Origin of the sequence: Streptomyces sp. NPDC052012, from assembly GCF_040689265.1 — a bacterium.
Taxonomy (GTDB): Bacteria; Actinomycetota; Actinomycetes; order Streptomycetales; family Streptomycetaceae; genus Streptomyces.
Map to the genome: position 1 here is coordinate 28,894 of NZ_JBFAXA010000015.1, position 22,828 is coordinate 51,721.

Below are 22,828 nucleotides of genomic sequence, written 5' to 3' on the forward strand. Positions count from 1 at the left end.
CACCGGCCACTGACAACGGCCCGCGCGGCGCATCCCGCGCGGGGCGGTGTCAGTGCGGCAGCGTCGCCGGGCTGCCGCCGTTCGCCTCGTAGCCCGCCACCGCCAGGGCCCGGTACACCGCGAACTCCGCGGCCGGGTCGGGGGACAGGGTCCACGGGAGGGCGCCGACATGGCCGTCGATGTGTATCAGCTGGCTCATCGCCTCGGCCCAGCGCTCGCCGCGCACCAGGAAGAAGACCAGCAGGTGCCGCACGTGCGCCAGCATCGGGTCGTCGGGGCGGGCCGAGTGCACCGCGTGCAGCGCGCCGTGGACCGCCTTGGTGACGACCTCGCTCTGATAGAAGCCGCTGACCAGGTTCACCTCGGGCAGGTGCTCGAACACCGCGAAGAGCGGCATCGCGGCCAGCAGCGAACCCTGCGGCGCCCGCGCGGCCGCGGCCTCCGCGAACGAGTACGCCAGCTCCCGCGAGCCGTGCCACTTCTCGCACCAGTAGTGCAGCGCCGCCAGATGCGCGCCCATGTGGTTCGGCGCGCGGTCGAGGATCTTCAGCCACAGCTGCTCGAAGTCCTTGTGGGAGTAGGCGAGTCCGCGGGCCACCGACAGTTCGACGATGTACGGGACGGGATCGCCCGGTGCCAGCAGCGCCGCCTCACCGCACGCCGCCTTCGCCTCCTCCATGATGATCCGGAACTCGTCCGTGCCCGGCGCCGCCGTACGCCACGCCTGCTGCACCAGGAACTCGGCGTGCACCGCGGCTCCGCCCGCGTCCTTGGGGGCCTCGGCCCGCCACACGCGCAGCCACTGCCCGCCCGGCGCGTCGCTCACCCCGCCCGGCCGCTGCTGCAGCTCCAGCGAGGCGGCACCGGCGAAGGCCTGCACGCGCTGCCAGCGCAGCTCGCCCTCCGCCTCCGTGCCCGCCAGCAGCTGCTGGGCCGCGCGATGGTCCTGGGTGCGCTGCACCACGTCCAGGACGTCCAGCAGGTCCTGGTCGGGCCCGGGCAGGCGGATGTCCAGCTCCTCGGTGGGCATGAAGCCGTAGTTCGCCGGGTCCGCCGCGTCCGGATGGTCCGGCGTGACCAGCCCGACCGCGCCGCGCCCGCGCCGCAGGACGGGAACCAGCACGAAGCCCAGCATGACCAGCGCGATCAGGACCCACAGAATCTCCATGCCTCAAGCGAACCAGACCGCGCCGACAATTGGCCAACCTGGGTACCGGACCTGTGGAAAACCCGGCCCGGGGACCGATCCGGGCACACGCCCCGCCGGCGCACTACCCTCGGGCTCATGAGCGACAGGCACATCAGTCAGCACTTCGAGACGCTCGCGATCCACGCGGGCAACACCGCCGACCCCCTGACGGGCGCGGTCGTCCCGCCGATCTACCAGGTGTCCACCTACAAGCAGGACGGCGTCGGCGGCCTGCGCGGCGGCTACGAGTACAGCCGCAGCGCCAACCCGACCAGGACCGCGCTGGAGGAGAACCTCGCCGCCCTGGAGGGCGGTCGCCGCGGCCTCGCGTTCGCGTCCGGACTGGCGGCCGAGGACTGCCTGTTGCGTACGCTGCTCAGCCCCGGCGATCACGTGGTGATCCCGAACGACGCGTACGGCGGCACGTTCCGGCTCTTCGCCAAGGTCGTCGCCCGCTGGGGCGTGGAGTGGTCGGTGGCCGACACGAGCGACCCCGCCGCCGTACGGGCCGCCATCACACCGAAGACCAAGGTCGTCTGGGTGGAGACCCCGTCCAACCCGCTGCTCGGCATCACCGACATCGCCGCCGTCGCCCAGGTCGCCCGGGACGCGGGCGCCCGGCTCGTCGTCGACAACACCTTCGCCACCCCGTATCTGCAGCAGCCCCTGTCGCTCGGCGCGGACGTCGTCGTGCACTCCCTGACCAAGTACATGGGCGGCCACTCCGACGTCGTCGGCGGGGCCCTGATCACGGCGGACGCGGAGCTGGGCGAGGAGCTGGCCTTCCACCAGAACGCCATGGGCGCGGTCGCCGGGCCCTTCGACTCCTGGCTGGTGCTGCGCGGCACCAAGACTCTCTCGGTGCGCATGGACCGGCACAGCGAGAACGCCACCAAGGTCGCCGACATGCTCACCCGGCACCCGCGCGTGACGAGCGTGCTGTACCCGGGGCTGCCGGACCACCCCGGTCACGAGGTCGCCGCCAAGCAGATGCGGTCCTTCGGCGGCATGGTCTCCTTCCGCGTGGCGGGCGGCGAGGAAGCGGCCGTCGAGGTGTGCAACCGGGCCCGGATCTTCACGCTCGGCGAGTCCCTGGGCGGGGTCGAGTCCCTGATCGAGCACCCCGGCCGGATGACGCACGCGTCCGCGGCGGGCTCGGCGCTCGAGGTCCCCGCCGACCTGGTGCGGCTGTCTGTGGGCATCGAGAACGTCGACGACCTGCTCGAAGACCTCCAGCAGGCGCTCGGGAACTGAGGACACCCCCTAGCGTCCTCACCAGCCCGTCAGGGGTGGAGTCGTCTCCGACGGCGGCTCCACCCAGGGCTGTGCGGTCAGCGCCCACACCGTGAACGCCACGGTCGCCGCGAGCAGCAGCAGCCACATCACCCGGCGGGCGAACCTCCGGCGGCGCAGCATACGGGCTCCGCGCCGCACGGCCTCCGCGTGCAGCTCGGGCGGCACGGGAGGCGGCGTCCGCTGCTCCAGCAGCCGCCGCACGGTCGCCTCACGGCTCACCCGGCTCACGTCCGCCTCCGTGACCTCATGACGGCACCGCCTTGACGCCCCGGACCGCCGCGGCCGGCTCCGGCGGCGGGCGCAGGACGGCGGTGACCGCGCGGAGGCAGATGGCCCGCACCCGGTCCGTGGACAGACCGAGCAGGGCAGCCGTCTGTTCCTCGGCGACTCCCTCGTAGAGCCGCAGGACCAGGACGAGGCGCTCCTGCGGACCGAGCCGGGCCAGCGGGCCGGCCGGACGGGGCCGGGAGCGGAGCAGGCCGCCGTGCTGGTGCCACGCCCCGTGCGCGAAGCGGGTGGCCAGGTACTGGCGGGCGCGGTCGTAGGGGTCCTCGCCGCGTAGCCGGTCCCAGCAGGCGTACGTCTGTGCCAGCGCGTGGGTGAGCAGGCGCCGCGCACGCGGGTTGTGGTCCGGTGCCTCCGCCGTGAGCAGTGTGGCGGCGTGCAGCAGCCGCCCACCCGCACCCGCGACGAACGCCTCGAACTCGCGGGCCCGGCGGGCGTCCTCGGACACATGCCCGTGTCGCAACCGCGCCTCCCGCACAAGGGGACCCGGTCTCATATGAGGCCACCCCGACCCCGGGGTCAAGAGCCGGGCACCGGCGGATGACACGGGGAGGGGCCGAGGGCGGAAGCCCGGCGGCGAGAGGGGCCCGGTTTGTCAGGAACCCTGCTGCGTCTCCGCCGCCGGAACCCCCTGCATCGACATCCGGGCGGACAGGGCGCTGTTGAAGCGGGTGAGGAGGGTGCAGAAGGACTCGCGTTCCTCCGGGGTCCAGTCGTGGGTGAGTTCGGCCATCAGCTGGCGGCGGGAGGAGCGCACCTCCTCCAGGCGGGCCTGGCCGCGCGGGGACAGCTGCAGGACGACCGCACGCCCGTCCTCGGGATGCGAGGTGCGCTTGACCAGACCGGTGTCCACCAGCGGGGCGACCTGGCGGGTGACCGTGGAGGAGTCGATGCCCATGCTCGCGGCGAGCGCCTTGACGCCCATGGGGCCTTCGTTGTCGAGGCGGTTGAGCAGGAGGTAGGCGGCACGGTCCATGGAGTTGCGCACCTGGCCGACCCCGCCGAGCCGGGTCTGTTCGGCACGGCGGGCGAACAACGCCACCTCGTGTTGCAGCGTGTCGAGAAGACCGGTGTCACCGACGCTCGTCATGTCCATCGACATTTCAGGTGTTGTGGGCATGGCCGGGGGCTCACTTCGTGGAGGGCTGCTAATTGGGGGACAGGGTACGCGGCCGGACGGCGGGCCGTACCGGCGCTGCGCAAAGCGGCGTCCGCAGGCTGGTCACACCGGTCGCCGCCGTTCGTGAACTGCGATGCTGGAGTCATGAGCTACGGCACGGCTGACTCCTTGCGGACCGTCACTCTCGACGACGTGCGCGGCGCCCAGAAGATGCTCTCGGGTGTGGCACGGGTGACCGCGCTGGAGGGCAGCAGGCACCTGTCCCAGCTGGTGGGCGCCCCGGTGCATCTGAAGTGCGAGAACCTCCAGCGCACCGGCTCGTTCAAGCTGCGCGGCGCCTACGTCCGGATCGCCGGGCTGCTGCCCGAGGAGCGCGCCGCCGGTGTCGTCGCGGCCAGCGCCGGCAATCACGCGCAGGGCGTGGCGCTGGCGTCCTCGCTGCTCGGCGTGCGCTCCACGGTGTTCATGCCGAAGGGCGCCCCGCTGCCGAAGATCAGCGCCACCCGGGAGTACGGCGCCGAGGTGCGCCTGCACGGCCAGGTGGTCGACGAGACGCTCGCCGCCGCGAAGGAGTACGCCTACGAGACGGGCGCGGTGTTCATCCACCCCTTCGACCACCCCGACATCGTCGCGGGCCAGGGCACGGTGGGGCTGGAGATCCTGGAGCAGTGCCCGGAGGTGCGCACGATCGTCGTGGGCATCGGCGGGGGCGGGCTGGTCGCCGGGATCGCGGTGGCCGTGAAGGCACTGCGGCCGGACGTGCGGATCATCGGGGTGCAGGCGGAGGGCGCGGCGGCGTACCCGCCCTCGCTGGCGGCAGGACATCCGGTGTCGGTGCGCAATCCGTCGACGATGGCCGACGGCATCAAGGTGGGGCGGCCGGGGGATGTTCCCTTCGGCATCGTCGGCGAGCTGGTGGACGAGGTCCGCACGGTCAGCGAGGACGAGCTGTCCGCCGCTCTGCTGCTGTGTCTGGAGCGGGCCAAGCTGGTGGTGGAGCCGGCCGGGGCGATCCCGGTCGCGGCGCTGCTGAGCCGGCCCGGCGCCTTCGAGGGGCCGGGCGTGGCGGTGCTGTCCGGGGGGAACGTGGACCCGGTGCTGATGGAGCGCGTGCTGCGCCACGGTATGGCCGCGCAGGGCCGCTACCTGGCCGTTCGGCTGCGGCTGACGGACCGGCCCGGTGCGCTCGCGACGCTTCTCGGGGTGTTGTCAGTGGTCGACGCTAACGTCCTCGATGTGAGCCACGTACGGACCGATCCACGGCTCGGGCTCACGGAGGCGGAGGTCGAGCTGCACCTGGAGACGAAGGGTCCGGCGCACTGCACCGAGGTCAACCAGGCCCTGCGCGAGGCGGGCTACACGGTCATCGACTGAGGACAGCGGACCAGGCGTCACTCGTTCGAGTAAACGCATTGTGAGACGCGATACATCGCGTTACGGTGTGGGTCGTGCCGCCTCTCGCACCGCCTGTCGCGCCGCCGGAAAATCCGCGGCGGAGCGAACCGCACCTACCTAGGCTTTCCGAAGAATCCCCGACGACGTGGAGACTCATATGCCAGGCGCCATCTATGCCGAAGGTCTGGTGAAGACCTTCGGAGACGTAAGGGCACTGGACGGCGTCGACCTCGATGTCCCCGAGGGCACCGTCCTGGGCCTGCTCGGGCCGAACGGCGCGGGCAAGACCACCACGGTCCGCTGCCTGACCACCCTGCTGCGGCCCGACAGCGGCAAGGCCGTCGTCGCCGGAATCGACGTGCTGAAGCAGCCCGACGCCGTCCGGCGCTCCATCGGCCTGTCCGGCCAGTTCGCGGCGGTCGACGAGTATCTGACCGGCCGCGAGAACCTGCAGATGGTCGGCCAGCTCTACCAGATGAGGGCGAAGGCCGCCCGCGCCCGCGCGGACGAGCTGCTGGAGCAGTTCAACCTCGCCGACGCCGCCGACCGCCCCGCCAAGACCTACTCCGGAGGCATGCGCCGCCGGCTCGACCTCGCCGCGGCCCTGGTGGTCTCGCCGCCGGTGATGTTCATGGACGAACCCACGACCGGCCTCGACCCGCGCAACCGCCAGCAGCTGTGGGAAGTGATCAAGCAGCTCGTCTCCGGCGGCACGACCCTGCTGCTGACCACGCAGTACCTGGAGGAGGCCGACCACCTCGCGCACGACATCGCTGTCGTCGACCACGGCAAGGTCATCGCCCAGGGCACCTCCGACCAGCTCAAGGCCCGCACCGGCGGCGAGCGCGTCGAGGTGGTGGTGCACGAGCGCGAGCACATCGCGACCGCCGCCGAACTGCTCGACAAGTACAGCCTGCGCGGCGTCGGCAAGGGCGACACCACCGTCGAGGATCACATGCGCAAGATCACCACCCCGGTGTCCGGCGGCGCGAAGCTGCTCGCCGAGATCATCCGCGATCTCGACTCCCGCGGCATCGAGATCGACGACATCGGCCTGCGCCGCCCCACCCTCGACGACGTCTTCCTGTCCCTCACCGGCCACGTCGCCGAGGTCACGGACGAGGACAACGGCGAGCAGGGCCCGCAGGACGCCAGAGGACACGGACAACGTCACAAGAAGGAGACCGCGAAGTGAGTGCCGTCACCGACGCCGTCCGGGTCACGGCACCGGGCAATCCGATCACCCAGTCGATCCGGGACTCCCTGGTCGTCGCCAAGCGCAATCTGATCCGCATGGCCCGGATCCCCGAGATGCTCATCTTCGGGCTGATCCAGCCGGTCATGTTCGTGGTGCTGTTCACCTATGTCTTCGGCGGCTCGATCCAGGTCGGCTCGTCCAGCTCCACACAGGCCTACCGAGAGTTCCTGATGGCGGGCATCTTCGCCCAGACCGTCACGTTCGCCACCGCGGGCGCGGGCGCCGGCATCGCCGACGACATGCACAAGGGCCTCATCGACCGCTTCCGCTCCCTGCCCATGGCCCGCGGTGCGGTGCTGACCGGGCGCACCCTCGCCGATCTCGTCCAGACGGCGCTGACCCTGCTCGTCCTCGCGATCGTCGCCCTCCTGGTCGGCTGGCGCACCCATGAGAACGTCGGCAAGGTGCTCGCCGGCTTCGGGCTGCTCCTGCTGCTCGGATACGCGTTCTCGTGGATCGGCGCCCTCATCGGCCTGTCCGTACGCACTCCGGAAGCGGCGACCTCGGGTGGCCTGATCTGGCTGTTTCCGCTGACCTTCATCTCGAACGCGTTCGTCGACGCGAACCAGATGCCGACGTTCCTGCGCCACATCGCCGAGTGGAACCCGTTCAGCGCCACCGTGCAGGCGTGCCGCGAGCTGTTCGGCAACCTGCCACCGGGCTTCCAGACGTCCGACGCCTGGCCCATGCAGCACCCGGTGCTGGCCTCGCTGATCTGGTCGGTCGCGATCCTGGTGTTCTTCAGAACGCTCGCGGTGCGCAAGTACCGTTCCGCGACCGCATGACGAGACCCCCGGCACCGCCGCGCACAGGCGCGGCACGCCGGGGGTCCGACAGAGGACCTCGAGACCGGGTCAGCCGTTGTACGGCTCGGCCTTGAGGATCTTCACGGTCGCCTTCTTCCCGTTCGGCAGCTCGTACTCGGCGTCCTCGCCGACCTTGTGGCCGATCACGCCGGTGCCGAGCGGCGACTGCGGCGAGTACGTCTCGATCTCCGCGCTCGCGTACTCACGGGAGGCGAGCAGGAAGGTCAGCGTGTCGTCCTCGTCGCCGTCGAAGGCGATCGTCACGACCATGCCGGGCGCCACCGCGCCGTCGGCCGCCGGCGGCTCGCCGACCTGGGCGTTCTCGAGAAGCTGGGTGAGCTGGCGCACACGGAGCTCCTGCTTGCCCTGCTCCTCCTTGGCCGCGTGGTACCCGCCGTTCTCACGCAGGTCGCCCTCCTCGCGCGCGGCGGCGATCTTGGCGGCGATCTCCGTGCGCGCGGGACCAGTAAGGTACTCAAGCTCGTCCTTGAGCTTGTTGTACGCCTCCTGGGTCAGCCAGGTGACGTTCTCGCTGGTCTGGGTCACAGGTGCTCCTCGTAGGTACTGGGAATACAAAGCATCGCCCTACCCAGAAGGATGTTCCTCCACGGATGGGCGAAACCACGAGCCTAACAATTCAGTTCCCCAAGGGGGAGGACATAAGCCACCGGACTCTTGTCGTCGCAGGTCAGAGGATGCGTAATCCTCGCGACACTCGGCGGCGATCAGTCCGCGTGGCAGCCGAGCAGCTCGGCCGTGGTGCCGGGGGAGGTGGTGCGCAGGGTGACGACCTTGTCGATGCGGGTGGCGTCCCCGTCGAAGCGGAAGTCGGCCCGGCCCACCTCGGCGCCGTTCTCCGCCTGGGAGCGCACCGTGCAGTACCCGGCGACACCGGCGTCCTTGCGGACCTCCAGATGCACCCGCACCGCGTCCTCGCCGGCGTCGAAACTGATCAACTCGGCGCTGATCTCGTTCTGGGCGACGTAGTGATAGCCGAACCAGCCCACCAGGCCCAGCAGCAGCGTCCCGAGCACGGCGCCGACGACCTTGAGCGTGCGGTCGGCGCGCTCGTCCGAGGAACGGCCGTAACGGCCCTCGGGCAGTCGCGTACGCACCGTACTCATGATCGTCTCCTTCGGGACCGGGCTCCGGAATTATTCCGCCCCCGATTCGGTCACTATAGAAGCCGCCGAAGGCGCCCCCGACACAGGGCGCCCACCGACGAATGCGCCACCGCACATCGGGCGCCTACCGACTTGAGGATTGAGTCTTGACTGACCAGCTGCGACTGATGGCCGTGCACGCCCACCCGGACGACGAGTCCAGCAAGGGCGCGGCCACCATGGCGAAGTACGTGTCCGAGGGGGTGGACGTGCTGGTCGTGACCTGCACGGGCGGGGAGCGCGGCTCCATCCTCAACCCCAAGCTCCAGGGCGACGCCTACATCGAGGAGCACATCCACGAGGTACGCAAGAAGGAGATGGACGAGGCCCGCGAGATCCTCGGCGTCAAGCAGGAGTGGCTCGGCTTCGTCGACTCGGGGCTGCCCGAGGGCGACCCGCTGCCGCCGCTGCCGGAGGGCTGCTTCGCCCTGGAGGACGTCGACAAGGCGGCCGGGGAACTGGTGCGCAAGATCCGCTCCTTCCGCCCCCAGGTGATCACCACCTACGACGAGAACGGCGGCTACCCGCACCCCGACCACATCATGACCCACAAGATCACGATGGTGGCGTTCGAGGGCGCGGCCGACACCGCGAAGTACCCGGAGGACGAGTACGGCCCGGCGTTCCAGCCGCTGAAGCTGTACTACAACCAGGGCTTCAACCGCCCCCGCACCGAGGCGCTGCACCAGGCGCTGCTGGACCGCGGCCTGGAGTCGCCCTACGGGGACTGGCTCAAGCGCTGGGACGAGTTCGAGCGCAAGGAGCGCACGCTCACCACCTACGTCCCCTGCGCCGACTTCTTCGAGATCCGCGACAAGGCACTGATCGCGCACGCCACGCAGATCGACCCCGACGGCGGCTGGTTCCGCGTGCCGATGGAGATCCAGAAGGAGGTCTGGCCGACGGAGGAGTACGAGCTCGCGAAGTCGCTCGTCGATACCTCCCTCCCCGAGGACGACCTCTTCGCGGGCATCCGGGACAATGCCTGACATGAGCGCAAGCGCAAGCCTGGCACTGACCCACCTGGTCCCCCTCGCCAAGGAGATCGACGAGGACAAGGTCACCCCCGGCGTCCTCGGCTTCATCGTGTTCGCGGTGATGGCCCTGGCGGTGTGGGGCCTGATGAAGTCCATGAACCGCCACATGAACCGGGTCGACTTCCTCGAGGCCCCGGACCCCGGGGCGGGCGAGGACGACACCAGGGCGACGGCCTCGGGCGGGACCGACAAGAAGCAGAGCTGAGCCGCACGGCCGCGTAGCCCTCCGGCCCCGGAGGGCTGCACCGGCGACCCCGCGCGAGGCTTGTGCCCCCGCGAGAGGCCTACGCCTTCGACCCGGCGGCCACCCCCATCACCTCCCGGGCGTGGCGGCTCGGCACCATGCCCAGCCGCCAGGCCTGCCAGCCCGCCTCCAGGCTCACGCCCCGCTCCAGCAGCAGCTGGTACGCCTCCACATAGTCGTCGAGCTTCTCGTCCCGCGCGGGATGCCCGGCCCGGCCCAGCTGCGCCAGCTCCTCCTGCGCCACCGCCGTACCGACCTCCACACCGCCCGGCGCCGCGTACGGCAGCAGCGTGCAGCGCAGGAAACGCGCCCAGTCCTCACCGCGCCGGTCGCCGTAGGAGACGAACAGCGTCACCGCCTCGTCGCACAGCGCCAGCGCCTGCTGCGTACGGGCATTGCCCGCGTCTACCACCGCCAGCTCCAGGCACGTCCACGCCTCCCCGTGGGCCACACCGATGCGCCGGAAGTCGGCCCGGGCGTCCACGAGGAGCTGCCGCGCGAAGCCCGAGTTGCGCAGCGAACCCGTCTGCGCCGCACGCTGGTCGCGGGTGACCCGTGCCGAGTGGTGCCGGGCACAGGCCAGGCCGTACACGTCCCGCATCCGGGAGAACATCGTGCGCGAGCGCTCCAGCTCGCGCACCGCGCGGTCCAGGTCCCCGGTCTCCTCCAGCGCCTGGCCGAGGTAGTACAGCGTCCACGCCTCGCCGCGGGCGTCCTCGTTGTCGCGGTGCCGGGCCGCCGCGCCCCGCAGCTCCTCCACCGCCTCCGAGGCATCCCCGTCCACCAGCCGGGCCCGGGCCAGCTGGGTCAGCGCCCACGCCTCGCCACGGGCGTCGCGGGTACGGCCGTACAGATCGAGCGCCGTCCGCAGCTCCGACTCGGCGCGCGGCACGTCGCCCATCCGCAGATGCAGCTGGCCCAGCTGGAAATGCGCCCACGCCTGACCGTGCAGCGACTCGCCCGCACGATGCAGCACCAGCGACTCGGTGAGCAGGTCCAGCGCCTCGCCCAGCCGGGCCCGGTCGCGCTCCACCGCCGCCAGCGCGTGCATCGTCCACGCCCGGTCCGTGGCCAGCTCGGGCGCGGCCTGCAGATCCAGCGCCTCGCGCAGCTTCGCCGACGCCTCCGCCAGATTCCCCTGGTGGTGCAGGGTGATCCCGAGCGAGGTCAGCGCGCGGGCCGCACCCGCGTCGTGGTGCGCCTCCCGGTACAGGTCCACCACCGACGTCAGCGTCGTGCGCGCCTTGTCCAGCTCACCCAGCTGGCGCGCCGCGATACCCGTGCGCCACTGCACCGACCGCACCAGCAGCCCCTCGTCCACCGCCTGCGCCAGCTCGCTGATCTCACCCAGCCGGTACAGGTCACCGCGCAGCAGGCAGTAGTCGCACAGCGCGCCGAGCAGATTGAGCACCGCCCCCTGGTCCACGCCCTCCGCGTGCCGCAGCGCCGCCGTGATGAAGCTCGACTCGTCGTCCAGCCAGCGCAGCGCCTCGTCCAGCGAGGTGAAGCCGTGCACGCCGAACCGGTCCGAACGCGTCGACACATTGCCGTCCACCAGCCGCAGCACCGAGTCGGCCAGCTCCGCGTAGTTCACGATCAGCCGCTCCTGCGCCGCCGTGCGCTCCGCCTGCTCCTCCTCGTCGAGCAGCCGGGCCAGCGCGAACGCCCGCACCAGGTCGTGCAGGCGGTAGCGGCCCTGCCGCACCGGCGCGAGCAGGCCCGCCCGCGACAGCGCCGCCAGATGCCGGGTCGCCTCCGCCTCGTCGGTCGCGAGCAGCGCCGCCGCGGCGGCCGCGCCCAGCGAGGCACGGCCCGCCAGCGCCAGCCGGCGCAGCAGCCGCCGTACCGTCTCCGACTGGTCGGTGTAGCGCAGCCACAGCGCCCGCTCCACCGGCTCGACCGGACCGTAGGCCGCGAGATCCGAGGCCAGGGCACGCGGGGAGCGCGGGCCCAGCGACGAGCCCGCGATCCGCAGCGCCAGCGGCAGCCCGCCGCACAACTCCCGGATCCGCTCCGCCGCGTCGGCGTCGTACGGCCCCGAGGAGTCCTCGGCGGCAGCGGCCAGCAGCTCCTCCGCGCCCGCCGCGTCCAGCGGCTCCACCGGCAGCTGGTACACCCGCGCCGGAAGATCGTCGGGCAGGCCGAGCGGCGCACGGGAGGTCACCAGCAGCAGACTGTCCGACCGCTCGGGCAGCAGCGTGCGCACCTGCTGCGGATCACAGGCGTCGTCGAGGACGATCGTCACCGGCATCCCCGTCAGATGCTGGTGGTACAGCTCGCTCAGCCGCCTGACCTGCTGGTCGGCGGAGGACCGCTCACGGAACAGCAACTGCTCGCGGGGCGCGCCGAGCCGGTTCAGCAGATGCAGCAGCGCGTCCCGGGTGGACAGCGGTGACTCGCCGGTGCTGTCACCGCGCAGATCGACCACGCAGGCGCCACGGAAGTAGTCCTTCAGCTCGTGCGTGGCGCGCAACGCCAGCGTCGTACGGCCGCTGCCGGGCGCCCCGTGCAGCACGACCACCGTCGGCTGCGTCTCCGTGGTCGCGCGGGCCGCCTGCACCCACTGCCGGATCCGCGCCACCTCCTCCCGCCGGCCCGCGAACGGGCCCACCGGCTCGGGCAGTTGCCCGAACGACTGCTCCAGCACACTGCGCCCGCGTGCCGCCGCGCTCTTGTCCGCGCCGCGCAGCCGCGGCCCCGCCTTCTTGGGGCTCGTGGACGCGGCCAGCACCCGCTGCTGGTCCAGGAACGGACGGATCCCCCGCACCTCCAGCGCCGTCAGCCACTGCAGCCGCAGCTGCTCAGGCCCGCCCGGCTGGTTCACCGCCCCCGCCCGGCGATGAGCGGCCGGCACATGCGCGCCCGCCACCTTCACCACGGTCGCCGCGGCACCGGCCACCCCGACCATCACCCCGGCGCCCAGCGCCGTCCCCGCGTCCGTGCCCAGCGCCATGTCCGCGACCACCGCGCTCACCCCGGCGACCCCCGCCACCAGCAGCGGCGTCCCGGCACCCTCCCGGGCGTACCGCTGCCGGAAGGTGAGCTGCCCGGCCTCCGCCTCGTCCAGAGCGCGGACGTACGCCTCGTACTCCTCGGCCGCGGTCTCCGCCATCGCGTCCAGCGCGCCGCGCGCCCGGGAGAGCAGCACCTTGCCGTCCGTACGCCCGCCCGACCGGCGCACCTCCTCCTCCACGGCCCGCGCCAACAGCCGCTCGGCATCAGCCCGATGACCGTCCCTCATGTCACGTCCCCCTCCGGCGGCAACTCCTTTGCCTACGAGTGTCCTTCGGACACGGCCGAGGCGCGAGGGGGCGACGATCATCCGTTGCGCGCCGGTTGCGCGGGCGGGTGCGGCAACGGACACGGCGCGAGCATGACAGGCTGGTGAGGGCGATCGGGCGATCCGGGACGCGCGTGCGTAAAGATGGGGGTATGCCGAACCGACTCGCGCAGGCCACGTCCCCCTATCTCCTCCAGCACGCGGACAACCCGGTCGACTGGTGGCCGTGGGAGCGCGCCGCCTTCGAGGAGGCCCGGCGGCGCGACGTCCCGGTCTTCCTGAGCGTCGGCTACAGCGCGTGCCACTGGTGTCACGTCATGGCGCACGAGTCCTTCGAGGACCAGGCCACCGCCGACTACCTCAACGCGCACTTCGTGTGTGTGAAGGTCGATCGGGAGGAGCGGCCCGATGTGGATGCTGTGTACATGGAGGCGGTGCAGGCCGCGACCGGGCAGGGTGGGTGGCCCATGTCCGTGTTCATGACGCCGGACGCGGAGCCGTTCTACTTCGGGACGTACTTTCCGCCGGCGCCGCGGCACGGGATGCCGTCCTTCCTGCAGGTGCTCCAGGGTGTGCACCAGGCGTGGGCGGAGCGGCGGGACGAGGTCGCCGATGTGGCCGGGAAGATCGTGCGGGATCTGGCCGGGCGGGAGCTGGCCTACGGTGACGCGCAGGTGCCCGGGGAGCAGGAGCTCGCGCAGGCGCTGCTCGGGCTGACCCGGGAGTACGACCCGCAGCGCGGCGGTTTCGGCGGGGCGCCGAAGTTCCCGCCGTCCATGGTGATCGAGTTCCTGCTGCGGCACCATGCGCGCACCGGTGCCGAGGGTGCGTTGCAGATGGCGCAGGACACCTGTGAGCGGATGGCGCGCGGCGGGATCTACGACCAGCTCGGGGGCGGGTTCGCCCGGTACTCGGTGGACCGGGACTGGGTCGTGCCCCATTTCGAGAAGATGCTGTACGACAACGCGCTCCTGTGCCGGGTGTACGCCCATCTGTGGCGCAGCACCGGCTCCGAGCTCGCCCGTCGGGTCGCGCTGGAGACCGCCGACTTCATGGTGCGCGAGCTGCGCACGGCCGAGGGCGGGTTCGCCTCCGCGCTGGACGCCGACAGTGACGACGGGACCGGGCGGCATGTCGAGGGTGCGTACTACGTGTGGACTCCCGCGCAGCTGAGGCAGGCGCTGGGGGAGGACGACGCCGAGCTCGCCGCGCGGTACTTCGGCGTCACCGAGGAGGGCACGTTCGAGGAGGGCGCCTCGGTGCTGCAACTGCCGCAGCAGGACGAGGTGTTCGACGCGCAGCGGGTCGAACGCGTCCGGGAGCGGCTGCTGGCCGCGCGGGCGGAGCGGTCGGCACCCGGCCGGGACGACAAGGTCGTCGCCGCCTGGAACGGGCTCGCGATCGCCGCGCTCGCGGAGACGGGCGCGTACTTCGAGCGTCCGGATCTGGTCGAGGCCGCCGTCGCCGCCGCCGATCTGCTGGTGCGGCTCCACATGGACGAGCTGGCGCGGATCGCGCGTACCAGCAAGGACGGCCGGGTCGGCGCGCACGCGGGCGTGCTGGAGGACTACGCCGACGTCGCCGAGGGGTTCCTGGCGCTGGCGTCGGTGACGGGTGAGGGGGTGTGGCTGGAGTTCGCCGGGCTGCTGCTGGACCATGTGCTGGCCCGCTTCACCGACCCGGAGTCGGGTGCGCTGTACGACACGGCCGCGGACGCCGAGCGGCTCATCCGGCGTCCTCAGGATCCGACCGACAACGCCGCCCCGTCCGGCTGGACCGCGGCCGCGGGTGCCCTGCTGAGCTATGCCGCCCACACCGGCTCGGAACCTCATCGCACCGCCGCCGAGCGGGCGCTGGGTGTGGTGAAGGCGCTCGGGCCGCGGGTGCCGCGGTTCATCGGGTGGGGTCTTGCAGTCGCCGAGGCGGTGCTGGACGGGCCGCGCGAGGTGGCGGTGGTGGGCCCGGCGCTCGACGACAAGGCCACGGTGGCCCTGCACCGTACGGCGCTGCTGGGTGCCGCTCCGGGTGCCGTGGTCGCCTTGGGGACTCCGGAGAGTGACGAGTTCCCGCTGCTCGCCGACCGTCCGTTGGTGGGCGGTGAACCGGCCGCCTATGTCTGCCGTAACTTCACATGTGACGCGCCGACGACCGATCCTGATCGGCTGCGGGTCGCGCTGGGCGGCTGAGAAGAGTTCGAGCAGCGGTCGTACCAGGCGTTTCGTGCTGCCCGGGTGTGGCGGAGCCGATGGCTTGATCCGGTCAACTCCGGGCTCTTTCGCACCCGTTCGCAACAGGCTCTTTAACGAAATGGACCCCGCCATTCACAACTTCCCCTTAATCTCTCCACGGTGATGTGACGGATGCACTGCGCACCGCCCGACTGCGGGTGACGCACCGTCACGTCCGGGGGAATTCGGGGATCTGGGGGGATCTTTTTGCTCACGTCTGTCTTCATTGCTGTCGTCTCGCTGGCCCTTTTCGGGATGGCGGCTTTCACCCTGTGGTGGCAGATGCACGCCTGGCGTACGCCGGAGGTGCTGGCCTCCACACGGTTCAGCAGCCCGGACGGCGGCGAGCATCTGTCGTTCTCCCTGCTGCTGCCGGCCCGGCACGAGCAGGCCGTGCTCGACCACACCATCCAGCGGCTGCTGGAGTCGAGCCACACCGACTTCGAGATCATCGTGATCGTCGGCCACGACGACCCGGAGACCACCGCGGTCGCCGAGTCGGCGGCCGCCCGCGACCCGCGGGTGCGCGTCGTCGTCGACACCCACGACAAGAAGAACAAGCCGAAGGCCATGAACACGGCCCTGCCGTACTGCCGCGGCGATGTGGTCGGGGTGTTCGACGCCGAGGACCAGGTCCACCCGGAGCTGCTCGCGCACGTCGACCACGCCTTCCGCTCCACGGGCGCGGACGTCGTGCAGGGCGGGGTGCAGCTGATCAACTTCCACTCCAGCTGGTACAGCCTGCGCAACTGCCTGGAGTACTTCTTCTGGTTCCGCTCCCGGCTCCATCTGCACGCGCAGAAGGGCTTCATCCCGCTCGGCGGCAACACCGTCTTCGTCCGCACCGACGTGCTGCGCGCGGCCGACGGCTGGGACCCGGACTGCCTCGCCGAGGACTGCGACCTCGGTGTCCGCCTGTCCAGCATCGGCAAGAAGGTCGTCGTCGCCTACGACTCCGACATGGTCACCCGCGAGGAGACCCCCGGCTCGCTGATCTCGCTGCTGAAGCAGCGCACCCGCTGGAACCAGGGTTTCCTCCAGGTGTACCGGAAGAAGGACTGGAAGCAACTGCCCACGTTCGGGCAGCGGATGCTGGCCCGCTACACCCTCGTCACGCCGTTCCTGCAGGCGTTCAGCGGCGTGATCATCCCGCTGAACGTGGCGATCGCGCTGTTCCTCGACGTGCCCGTCGGCATCGCCTTCATCACCTTCCTGCCGGCCGTCACCGCCCTGGTCACCTTCGTCTTCGAGATCGTCGGGCTGCACGACTTCGGCAAGCAGTACGGGCTGCGGGTGCGCTTCGCGCACTACCTCAAGCTCGTCGTGGGCGGCCCCTTCTACCAGCTGCTCCTCGCCGGTGCCGCGATCCGCGCCGTGTGGCGCGAGCAACGCGGGCGCAGCGACTGGGAGCTGACCACGCATGTCGGCGCCCATCTGGACGCGGCCGACGTGACGACCCGAGAGGACGTTCCCGCGTGACCTCCACCCTTCCCGCGGTGACCGCTCCGAAGGTCCCCGCGCAGCGCCGGCCCGCGCCTCCGGCCGGTTCGGCCGGCCGTACGACACCGCCGCGCCGGCTCCGCTCCTCCCGACCCGACCTGCTCCTGTGCGGCGCCCTGCTCGTGGCGATCCTCCTCGTCCAGGGCTGGAACATCGCCGACTACCCGACCCTCAGCGACGACGAGGGCACCTATCTCGCCCAGGCGTGGGCCGTCCAGGAGGGCAAGGGCCTCGCCCACTACACCTACTGGTACGACCACCCGCCGCTCGGCTGGGTCCAGCTCGCCGTCCTCACCTGGATCCCGGCGATGCTCAGCCCCGAGTCGATGACCGTCGGCACCATGCGCGCGGTGATGCTGCTGATCAGCGGCATCAGCGCGGTCCTCGTCTACGTCCTGGGCCGCCGCCTGGCCCTGCCCCGCTGGGCCGCCGGGCTCGGCATGGCGCTGTTCGGGCTCTCCCCGCTGTCGGTGGTGCTCCAGCGCGAGATCTTCCTCGACAACCTCGCGGTGATGTGGACGCTGCTCGCCTTCACCCTCGCCGCGTCCCCGAGCCGTCATCTGTGGCACCACTTCGGCGCGGGCATGGCCGCCGCCACGGCCGTGCTCACCAAGGAGACGATGCTCGTCGTCCTGCCCGCCCTGTTCGTCACCGCCTGGCGGCACAGCCACAAGGACACCCGCAAGTTCGCGCTGACCGGCGCCGTCACGGCCTGCGCGCTGATCGGCTTCTCCTACCCCCTGTTCGCCCTGCTGAAGGGGGAGCTGCTGCCGGGCAGCGGCCACGTGTCCCTGTGGGACGGCGTCAAGTACCAGATGACCAGGCCCGGTTCCGGTTTCATCCTGGACCAGGGCTCCGGCTCCTGGGGTGTGCTCCAGTCGTGGCTGTACTACGACCGCATCCTGCCGCTCGGCGGCCTCGCCGGCGCCCTGCTGCTGCTCGCCACCTGGCGCTGGTCCGTCACCGCCCGCGCGCTCGCCGGCCCGGCCCTCGCGGTCGCGATCCTCGCGGCGCTCGCCCTGCGCCCCAACGGCTACCTGCCCGCGATGTACGTCATCCAGGCGCTGCCCTTCCTCGCGCTGGTCCTCGCCGGCGGCACCGCGAGCGTCGCCCACGCCGTGCTGCGCCGGGGCCGCTCCGCCACCGAGAAGCGGGCGGCGATCCGCGCCCGCCACGCACTCGCCGCCGTCCTCGCGCTCGCCGCCTGCGCCTACGTCGTCCCCCGCTGGTACGACGGTGCCCGCACCGCCGTCACCACCGACGCCAACGCCCCGTACGAGGCCGCGTCGCGGTGGATGGCCGACGAGGTGCCGGACCCGGCCGGAACGCGCGTCCTGGTGGACGACGCGATGTGGCTGGACCTGGTGCACGCCGGGTACCGGCCGGGGCTCGGCGTCATCTGGTTCTACAAGGCGGACCTCGACCCGGCGGTGACCAGGACGATGCCGGACGGCTGGCGGGACATCGACTACGTGGTGGCCTCGCCGACGGTGCGGCGCGACGCCAAGGACCTGCCCAACGTGAAGGCCGCCATCGAGCACTCCGAGCCGGTCGCCGTGTTCGGCAAGGGCGAGGACCGTATCGAGATCCGCAAGGTCGAGACCGCCGGAGGCGACCGATGAGCCAGGAGTCCATCGTCCCCGGCGAGCTGGGCGATCCGGTCCTCGAACCGGTCGAGGTCCCGGAGCCGGGTGCCGTCACCGTCGTCGTCCCGACCTTCAACGAGTCGGCCAACGTACGGCAGTTGCTGCACCAGATCACCGAGTCCGTCCCGGCCCGGCTGCCCTGCAAGGTCGTCTTCGTGGACGACTCGACCGACGACACCCCCGAGGTCATCCGCGAGGCCGCGCAGGACTGCCCCTTCCCCGTGACCGTCATCCACCGGGAGGAGGCAACCGGCGGGCTCGGCGGCGCGGTCGTCGAGGGCATCAGGGCGGCCACCTCGGACTGGGTGGTCGTCATGGACGGCGACTGCCAGCATCCGCCCTCCCTGGTGCCGGAGCTGGTCGCCACCGGCGAGCGCGCGAACGCCGGGCTCGTCGTCGCCTCCCGCTACATCAAGGGCGGCAGCCGCGCCGGACTCGCCGGCAGCTACCGGGTGGCCGTCTCGCGCGGGGCGACCTGGCTGACCAAGTCGCTCTTCCCACGCCGGCTGCACGGCATCAGCGACCCGATGAGCGGCTTCTTCGCCATCCGCCGCACCACGGTCACCGCCGACGAGCTCAGGCCCCTCGGCTACAAGATCCTCCTCGAACTCGCCGTCCGCAGCCGCCCCCGCACGGTCACCGAGGTGCCGTTCGTCTTCCAGGACCGGTTCGCCGGGGAGTCCAAGTCGACGGCCAGGGAGGGCCTGCGCTTCCTGCGCCACCTCGCCGGGCTGCGCACCGAGTCGCCGCTGGCCCGCATGGTCGTCTTCGGGCTGATCGGACTCACCGGCTTCGTGCCGAATCTGGCCGCGCTGTGGGCGTTCACCGAGGCGGGACTGCACTACCTGCCCGCCGAGATCGTCGCCAACCAGTTCGGCGTCGCCTGGAACTTCCTGCTCATCGACGGGCTGCTGTTCCGCGAGCGGCGCCGGCACCGGCACTGGGCCGACCGCACGGCGCGGTTCGCGCTGCTCGCCAACGCCGACCTGGTGCTGCGGCTGCCCCTGATCGCGCTGCTGGTCGGCCAGTTCGGCATGACCGCCCTGCCGGCCACCGCCCTGGCCCTCGTCATCACGTTCGTCCTGCGCTTCGTGGGGACCGAGGCGCTGGTGTATCTCCCGCGCAGGAGCCGTACAGCGAGCCGCGAAGAGAGCCGCGACGAGAGCCAGGACGAGAGCCGCGACGAGAACGGTCCAGAGAGCCGCACAGCTAGGAGCACCGTATGAGAACAGCCCTGAGATCCGGACGTGGTACGGCACTCCTGGCCGTCGGCGCCCTCACCACCGGCCTCCTCCTCACCTCCCCGCAGCCCGCCTCCGCCGCCAACCTGATCAAGAACCCCGGCTTCGAGACGGCCGGCACCGGTGACATGCCGTACTGCTGGGAGAAGTCCGGCTGGGGCGACAACGACTTCACCTTCACCACCACCGCCGACGCCCACACCGGCGGCAAGGCGATGAAGGTCGAGCTGACCCGCCGTGTCGACGGCGACCGCAAGGCGCTGATCACCGAGTCCGCCGAGTGCGCCCCGGTGGTGACGCCGGGCAAGCAGTACGACCTGTCCCTCTGGTACAAGTCGACGACCCCCGACACGGCGATCACCCTCTTCCGGCACGACACCACCGCCGGCTGGCAGTACTGGACCGACCTCAAGACCCTGGACATGCGGGCCGCCTGGACCGAGGCCACCGTCCGCACCCCCGAGGTCCCGGCCGGCACCGACCGCATCTCCTGGGGCGTCTCCGTCTACGGCACCGGCTCGGCCACCACCGACGACTACACGATGGAGCAGGTCGCCGAGCCGGTCCCCGAGCCCGAGTGCACCGGGACGGCCGCGGAGTGCGCCGACGGCACGTGGGAGGTGCTGCCCACCCAGAACCCGGTCCGCTCCATGCACTCGGTCGTCCTGCCGGGCGGCAAGGTGCTGCTGATCGCCGGCTCGGGCAACGACCCGGAGATGTTCGAGGCGGGCACCTTCACCTCGGCGGTGTACGACCCCGAGAAGGGCACGTACAAGACGATCCCGACGCCGAAGGACATGTTCTGCGCGGGCCACGTGCAGCTCAAGGACGGCCGGGTGCTCGTCATGAGCGGCAACAAGGGCTATCCGTCCGCCGACGGCACGATCGGCTACCAGGGCTACAAGGACTCGTACATCTTCGACCCGGAGACCGAGTCGTACGTCAGGACCAACGACATGAACGACGGCCACTGGTACCCGTCGGCGACCATCCTCGGCAACGGTGACGTGATCAGCTTCGGCGGTCTGCGCGAGGACTCCACCGGCTCGGTGACGGCCGAGCGGTGGTCGGACGCCGAGCAGCAGTGGCTGCCGACGTGGAAGGTCAACCAGACCTGGTCGTACTGGGGCCTGTACCCGTCGATGATCCTGATGCAGGACGGCCGCCTCTTCTACTCGGGCAGCCATGTCTTCGGCAACAACATCCCCGGCACGGGCTCGGCGATCTACGACTACGACGCCAACACCATCACCCAGGTGCCCGGCCTCCAGCGCAAGGACGAGCGGGACCAGTCGGCGAGCGTGCTGCTGCCCCCGGCGCAGGACCAGAAGGTCCTCACGCTCGGCGGCGGCAACATCGACTCCAACCCGGACGCCAACCGCCTGACCGACATCATCGACCTCAAGCAGCCCGATCCCACGTACGTCGCCGGCCCGCCGATCCCGCAGGGCACCGTCGACCTGGGCAACGGCCCCGTCCCGCAGACCGGTGACCAGGGCAAGATGTACCTCTCCGCCGTGCTGCTGCCCGACGGCAAGGTCCTGGAGACCGGCGGCGCCCTCCACAACCGCGCCAACCCGGTGTTCGAGACGTCGATCTTCGATCCGCAGTCGGAGACCTTCGACCCGGTGGCCGTCGACCCCGAGGCGCGCGGCTACCACTCCTCGGCGTTCCTGCTGCCCGACGGCCGCGTGATGACGACCGGCGACAACCCGGGCAACGGCTCCTGGAACCACGACGTGTCGGTCTACAGCCCGCCGTACCTCTTCAAGGGCGAGCGGCCGACGATCACCTCGGTGATCGACACCGAGTGGACCTACGGCGACACCCAGCGCATCACCGTCGACCGGCCCATCGCCAAGGCCGAGCTGATCCGCCCGGCCGCGGTCACCCACTCCTCCGACCCGAACCAGCGGTTCGTGGACCTGCCGCTCTCCGTCGACGGCGACAACGTCGACCTGAACGTCACCAGCAACCCCAACCTGGCCCCGCCCGGCTGGTACATGCTGTTCGCGGTCGACGCCAACGGGGTTCCGTCGGTGGCCAAGTGGGTGCACCTGCAAGGACCGCAGGCGCTGACCGCCAAGGACGCCTCGGCGCACGTCCACGACTTCGCGGAGGCCCCGCAGGGCAAGGTCACGGGGCCCGGCAAGAAGCGCACGTCCCAAAAGGTCTCGCCGACCGTCTCCGGCTGCGACCGCCACTACGGCTCGGCCAACGTGTGCGTGCCGACAGCCTTCCCGGCCGAGGTCGAGCCGACCACGACGGCCCGCTGCACCTGGCTCGAGGAACACGACTACGGCCGCCTGAAGGTCAACGGCAAGGACGATCCCCTGAAGCTGGACAGAGACAGGGACGGCGTGGCGTGCGGTAAGGGGGATGTACGCAAGAAGAGTTAACGGTCTTCCCCGAAGCTGGTGAGGGCGCGTTCCACGATGGCTTCGAGCTGCTCGTGGTGCGCGCCCTTCCAGTACGCCCGCCCGCACTCGGCGCACTGCGCGAACACGTCGTACGTCCGGTGCGTCCCGCCCTTCAGCTGATCGGCGACCTCGTCCTTCGTAGCCTGCCGCAGCAGTCCGTTGCACGCGGTGCACCGCGTCCACGGCCGCAACTCGGGGCGGAACCGGTCGAGCACGTACCGCAGTTGCTCCTCAGGCCGCGTGCTGTACACGAACGCCCCCGCCCACAGCTCCCGGCGCCGCAGCAGCCCCCGGTCCCGGCTGAGCATCACCCGCCGCTCGGCCGCCGATCGCGCGGCGAGCGCCGGATCGCCGATGTCGGTCGCCTCGTACGCCGTGTCCACCCCGAGCAGCCGCAGCCGCCGGGCCAGCGTGCCCAGATGCACGTCGAGCAGGAACCGCAGCGGAGCGCCCGGGACCCGCTGCGGGTGGGTGACGGTGCGTACGGTCACCGACTCGCCCGCGGCCGGTACATGGGACACCGGCACCTCGCGGCCGTCCACGAGCAGCGCACCGACCTCCGTCAGCGGCACGCCGAGGGACTCGATGACGTGGCCGAGGCTGGAGACGCCGTCGGTGGCGGTCTTCAGCGAGCCGGCGGGCCGTGCCTGCGGCACGAAGAGCAGCAGCTCGGGAGCGAACGCGACGTGGATCTCGGGACCGTTCACCCGGTCAAGGATG

Annotated in this window: 19 protein-coding genes; 11 read left to right on the forward strand and 8 right to left on the reverse strand. The window is 71.3% G+C overall.

Annotation, left to right across the window (positions count from 1 at the left end; genetic code table 11):
- Positions 1 to 49 precede the first annotated feature (49 nt).
- Positions 50 to 1,168, reverse strand: coding sequence for a hypothetical protein (locus AB0412_RS22880; protein WP_366404409.1), 1,119 nt, complete (start codon positions 1,166 to 1,168; stop codon positions 50 to 52).
- Between the two features lie 117 nt (positions 1,169 to 1,285).
- Here AB0412_RS22880 and AB0412_RS22885 point away from each other — a divergent pair, with 117 nt between their 5' ends.
- Positions 1,286 to 2,443 (forward strand): cystathionine gamma-synthase, encoded by a 1,158-nt coding sequence (locus AB0412_RS22885; protein WP_366404410.1) that lies wholly within the window; start codon positions 1,286 to 1,288, stop codon positions 2,441 to 2,443.
- Positions 2,444 to 2,461: 18 nt separating this feature from the next.
- Here the strand turns inward: AB0412_RS22885 and AB0412_RS22890 are convergent, their stop codons facing one another.
- The 3 genes from AB0412_RS22890 to AB0412_RS22900 all read right to left on the reverse strand — a co-directional run bounded on the left by AB0412_RS22890 (position 2,462) and on the right by AB0412_RS22900 (position 3,872).
- Entirely contained in the window at positions 2,462 to 2,713 is a 252-nt protein-coding gene (locus tag AB0412_RS22890) for a hypothetical protein (RefSeq protein ID WP_366404411.1), read from the reverse strand.
- Positions 2,714 to 2,729: 16 nt separating this feature from the next.
- The gene (locus AB0412_RS22895; protein WP_366404412.1) at positions 2,730 to 3,233 is read right to left on the reverse strand and encodes a sigma factor-like helix-turn-helix DNA-binding protein; all 504 of its coding nucleotides are present in this window, start codon (positions 3,231 to 3,233) and stop codon (positions 2,730 to 2,732) included.
- A 132-nt stretch (positions 3,234 to 3,365) separates the two neighbouring features.
- On the reverse strand, positions 3,366 to 3,872 hold the full coding sequence (locus AB0412_RS22900) for a MarR family transcriptional regulator (protein WP_366404413.1): 507 nt from the start codon (positions 3,870 to 3,872) through the stop codon (positions 3,366 to 3,368).
- 162 nt (positions 3,873 to 4,034) lie between these two features.
- On the opposite strand from AB0412_RS22900, the gene ilvA reads away from it, so the two are divergent.
- The 3 genes from ilvA (at position 4,035) to AB0412_RS22915 (ending at position 7,328) form a co-directional block, all read left to right on the forward strand.
- Entirely contained in the window at positions 4,035 to 5,264 is a 1,230-nt protein-coding gene (ilvA, locus tag AB0412_RS22905) for a threonine ammonia-lyase (protein WP_366404414.1), read from the forward strand.
- A gap of 178 nt (positions 5,265 to 5,442) precedes the next feature.
- The gene (locus AB0412_RS22910) at positions 5,443 to 6,480 is read left to right on the forward strand and encodes an ATP-binding cassette domain-containing protein (RefSeq protein WP_366404415.1); all 1,038 of its coding nucleotides are present in this window, start codon (positions 5,443 to 5,445) and stop codon (positions 6,478 to 6,480) included.
- Positions 6,477 to 7,328 carry an ABC transporter permease gene (locus tag AB0412_RS22915; RefSeq protein WP_366404416.1) on the forward strand — a complete coding sequence of 284 codons (852 nt, stop codon included), beginning with the start codon at positions 6,477 to 6,479 and terminating at the stop codon, positions 7,326 to 7,328. Before AB0412_RS22910 ends, AB0412_RS22915 begins: the two co-directional genes overlap by 4 nt.
- 69 nt (positions 7,329 to 7,397) lie before the next feature.
- On the opposite strand, the gene greA is transcribed toward AB0412_RS22915, so the two are convergent.
- The gene (gene greA / locus AB0412_RS22920; protein WP_366404417.1) at positions 7,398 to 7,895 is read right to left on the reverse strand and encodes a transcription elongation factor GreA; all 498 of its coding nucleotides are present in this window, start codon (positions 7,893 to 7,895) and stop codon (positions 7,398 to 7,400) included.
- A 179-nt stretch (positions 7,896 to 8,074) separates the two neighbouring features.
- The gene (locus AB0412_RS22925; protein WP_366404418.1) at positions 8,075 to 8,473 is read right to left on the reverse strand and encodes a DUF4307 domain-containing protein; all 399 of its coding nucleotides are present in this window, start codon (positions 8,471 to 8,473) and stop codon (positions 8,075 to 8,077) included.
- 146 nt (positions 8,474 to 8,619) lie between these two features.
- Between AB0412_RS22925 and mca the strand changes: the two genes are divergently transcribed.
- Positions 8,620 to 9,501: a mycothiol conjugate amidase Mca gene (gene mca / locus AB0412_RS22930; RefSeq protein ID WP_366404419.1), complete on the forward strand. Its 882-nt coding sequence runs from the start codon at positions 8,620 to 8,622 to the stop codon at positions 9,499 to 9,501.
- Complete coding sequence (locus AB0412_RS22935; protein ID WP_366404420.1) at positions 9,494 to 9,754, forward strand: hypothetical protein; 261 nt, start codon at positions 9,494 to 9,496, stop codon at positions 9,752 to 9,754. The genes mca and AB0412_RS22935 overlap by 8 nt, the downstream gene beginning before the upstream one ends.
- Before the next feature lie 79 nt (positions 9,755 to 9,833).
- Here the strand turns inward: AB0412_RS22935 and AB0412_RS22940 are convergent, their stop codons facing one another.
- A complete protein-coding gene (locus tag AB0412_RS22940) occupies positions 9,834 to 13,034 on the reverse strand; it encodes a tetratricopeptide repeat protein (RefSeq protein ID WP_366404421.1) in 3,201 nt (1,066 codons plus the stop codon).
- A gap of 191 nt (positions 13,035 to 13,225) precedes the next feature.
- Here AB0412_RS22940 and AB0412_RS22945 point away from each other — a divergent pair, with 191 nt between their 5' ends.
- The 5 genes from AB0412_RS22945 (at position 13,226) to AB0412_RS22965 (ending at position 22,087) form a co-directional block, all read left to right on the forward strand.
- Entirely contained in the window at positions 13,226 to 15,259 is a 2,034-nt protein-coding gene (locus AB0412_RS22945; RefSeq protein WP_366404422.1) for a thioredoxin domain-containing protein, read from the forward strand.
- Between the two features lie 249 nt (positions 15,260 to 15,508).
- On the forward strand, positions 15,509 to 16,780 hold the full coding sequence (locus AB0412_RS22950) for a glycosyltransferase (RefSeq protein WP_366404423.1): 1,272 nt from the start codon (positions 15,509 to 15,511) through the stop codon (positions 16,778 to 16,780).
- Positions 16,777 to 18,423 (forward strand): phospholipid carrier-dependent glycosyltransferase, encoded by a 1,647-nt coding sequence (locus tag AB0412_RS22955; RefSeq protein WP_366404424.1) that lies wholly within the window; start codon positions 16,777 to 16,779, stop codon positions 18,421 to 18,423. The genes AB0412_RS22950 and AB0412_RS22955 overlap by 4 nt, the downstream gene beginning before the upstream one ends.
- Positions 18,420 to 19,673, forward strand: a complete 1,254-nt coding sequence (locus tag AB0412_RS22960; RefSeq protein ID WP_366404425.1) for a glycosyltransferase family 2 protein — start codon at positions 18,420 to 18,422, stop codon at positions 19,671 to 19,673. The genes AB0412_RS22955 and AB0412_RS22960 overlap by 4 nt, the downstream gene beginning before the upstream one ends.
- Positions 19,670 to 22,087 carry a galactose oxidase-like domain-containing protein gene (locus tag AB0412_RS22965; RefSeq protein ID WP_366404426.1) on the forward strand — a complete coding sequence of 806 codons (2,418 nt, stop codon included), beginning with the start codon at positions 19,670 to 19,672 and terminating at the stop codon, positions 22,085 to 22,087. The genes AB0412_RS22960 and AB0412_RS22965 overlap by 4 nt, the downstream gene beginning before the upstream one ends.
- On the opposite strand, the gene AB0412_RS22970 is transcribed toward AB0412_RS22965, so the two are convergent.
- Positions 22,084 to 22,815: a Mut7-C RNAse domain-containing protein gene (locus AB0412_RS22970; protein ID WP_366404427.1), complete on the reverse strand. Its 732-nt coding sequence runs from the start codon at positions 22,813 to 22,815 to the stop codon at positions 22,084 to 22,086. The genes AB0412_RS22965 and AB0412_RS22970 overlap by 4 nt on opposite strands.
- Positions 22,816 to 22,828 lie beyond the last annotated feature (13 nt).

Coding starts and splice junctions, on each gene's coding strand:
- AB0412_RS22880 (WP_366404409.1), bottom strand. CDS start 1,168: ATGGAGATTCTGTGGGTCCTGATCGCGCTGGTCATGCTGGGCTTCGTG.
- AB0412_RS22885 (WP_366404410.1), top strand. CDS start 1,286: ATGAGCGACAGGCACATCAGTCAGCACTTCGAGACGCTCGCGATCCAC.
- AB0412_RS22900 (WP_366404413.1), bottom strand. CDS start 3,872: ATGTCGATGGACATGACGAGCGTCGGTGACACCGGTCTTCTCGACACG.
- ilvA (WP_366404414.1), top strand. CDS start 4,035: ATGAGCTACGGCACGGCTGACTCCTTGCGGACCGTCACTCTCGACGAC.
- AB0412_RS22910 (WP_366404415.1), top strand. CDS start 5,443: ATGCCAGGCGCCATCTATGCCGAAGGTCTGGTGAAGACCTTCGGAGAC.
- AB0412_RS22925 (WP_366404418.1), bottom strand. CDS start 8,473: ATGAGTACGGTGCGTACGCGACTGCCCGAGGGCCGTTACGGCCGTTCC.
- AB0412_RS22935 (WP_366404420.1), top strand. CDS start 9,494: ATGCCTGACATGAGCGCAAGCGCAAGCCTGGCACTGACCCACCTGGTC.
- AB0412_RS22940 (WP_366404421.1), bottom strand. CDS start 13,034: ATGAGGGACGGTCATCGGGCTGATGCCGAGCGGCTGTTGGCGCGGGCC.
- AB0412_RS22945 (WP_366404422.1), top strand. CDS start 13,226: ATGCCGAACCGACTCGCGCAGGCCACGTCCCCCTATCTCCTCCAGCAC.
- AB0412_RS22960 (WP_366404425.1), top strand. CDS start 18,420: ATGAGCCAGGAGTCCATCGTCCCCGGCGAGCTGGGCGATCCGGTCCTC.
- AB0412_RS22965 (WP_366404426.1), top strand. CDS start 19,670: ATGAGAACAGCCCTGAGATCCGGACGTGGTACGGCACTCCTGGCCGTC.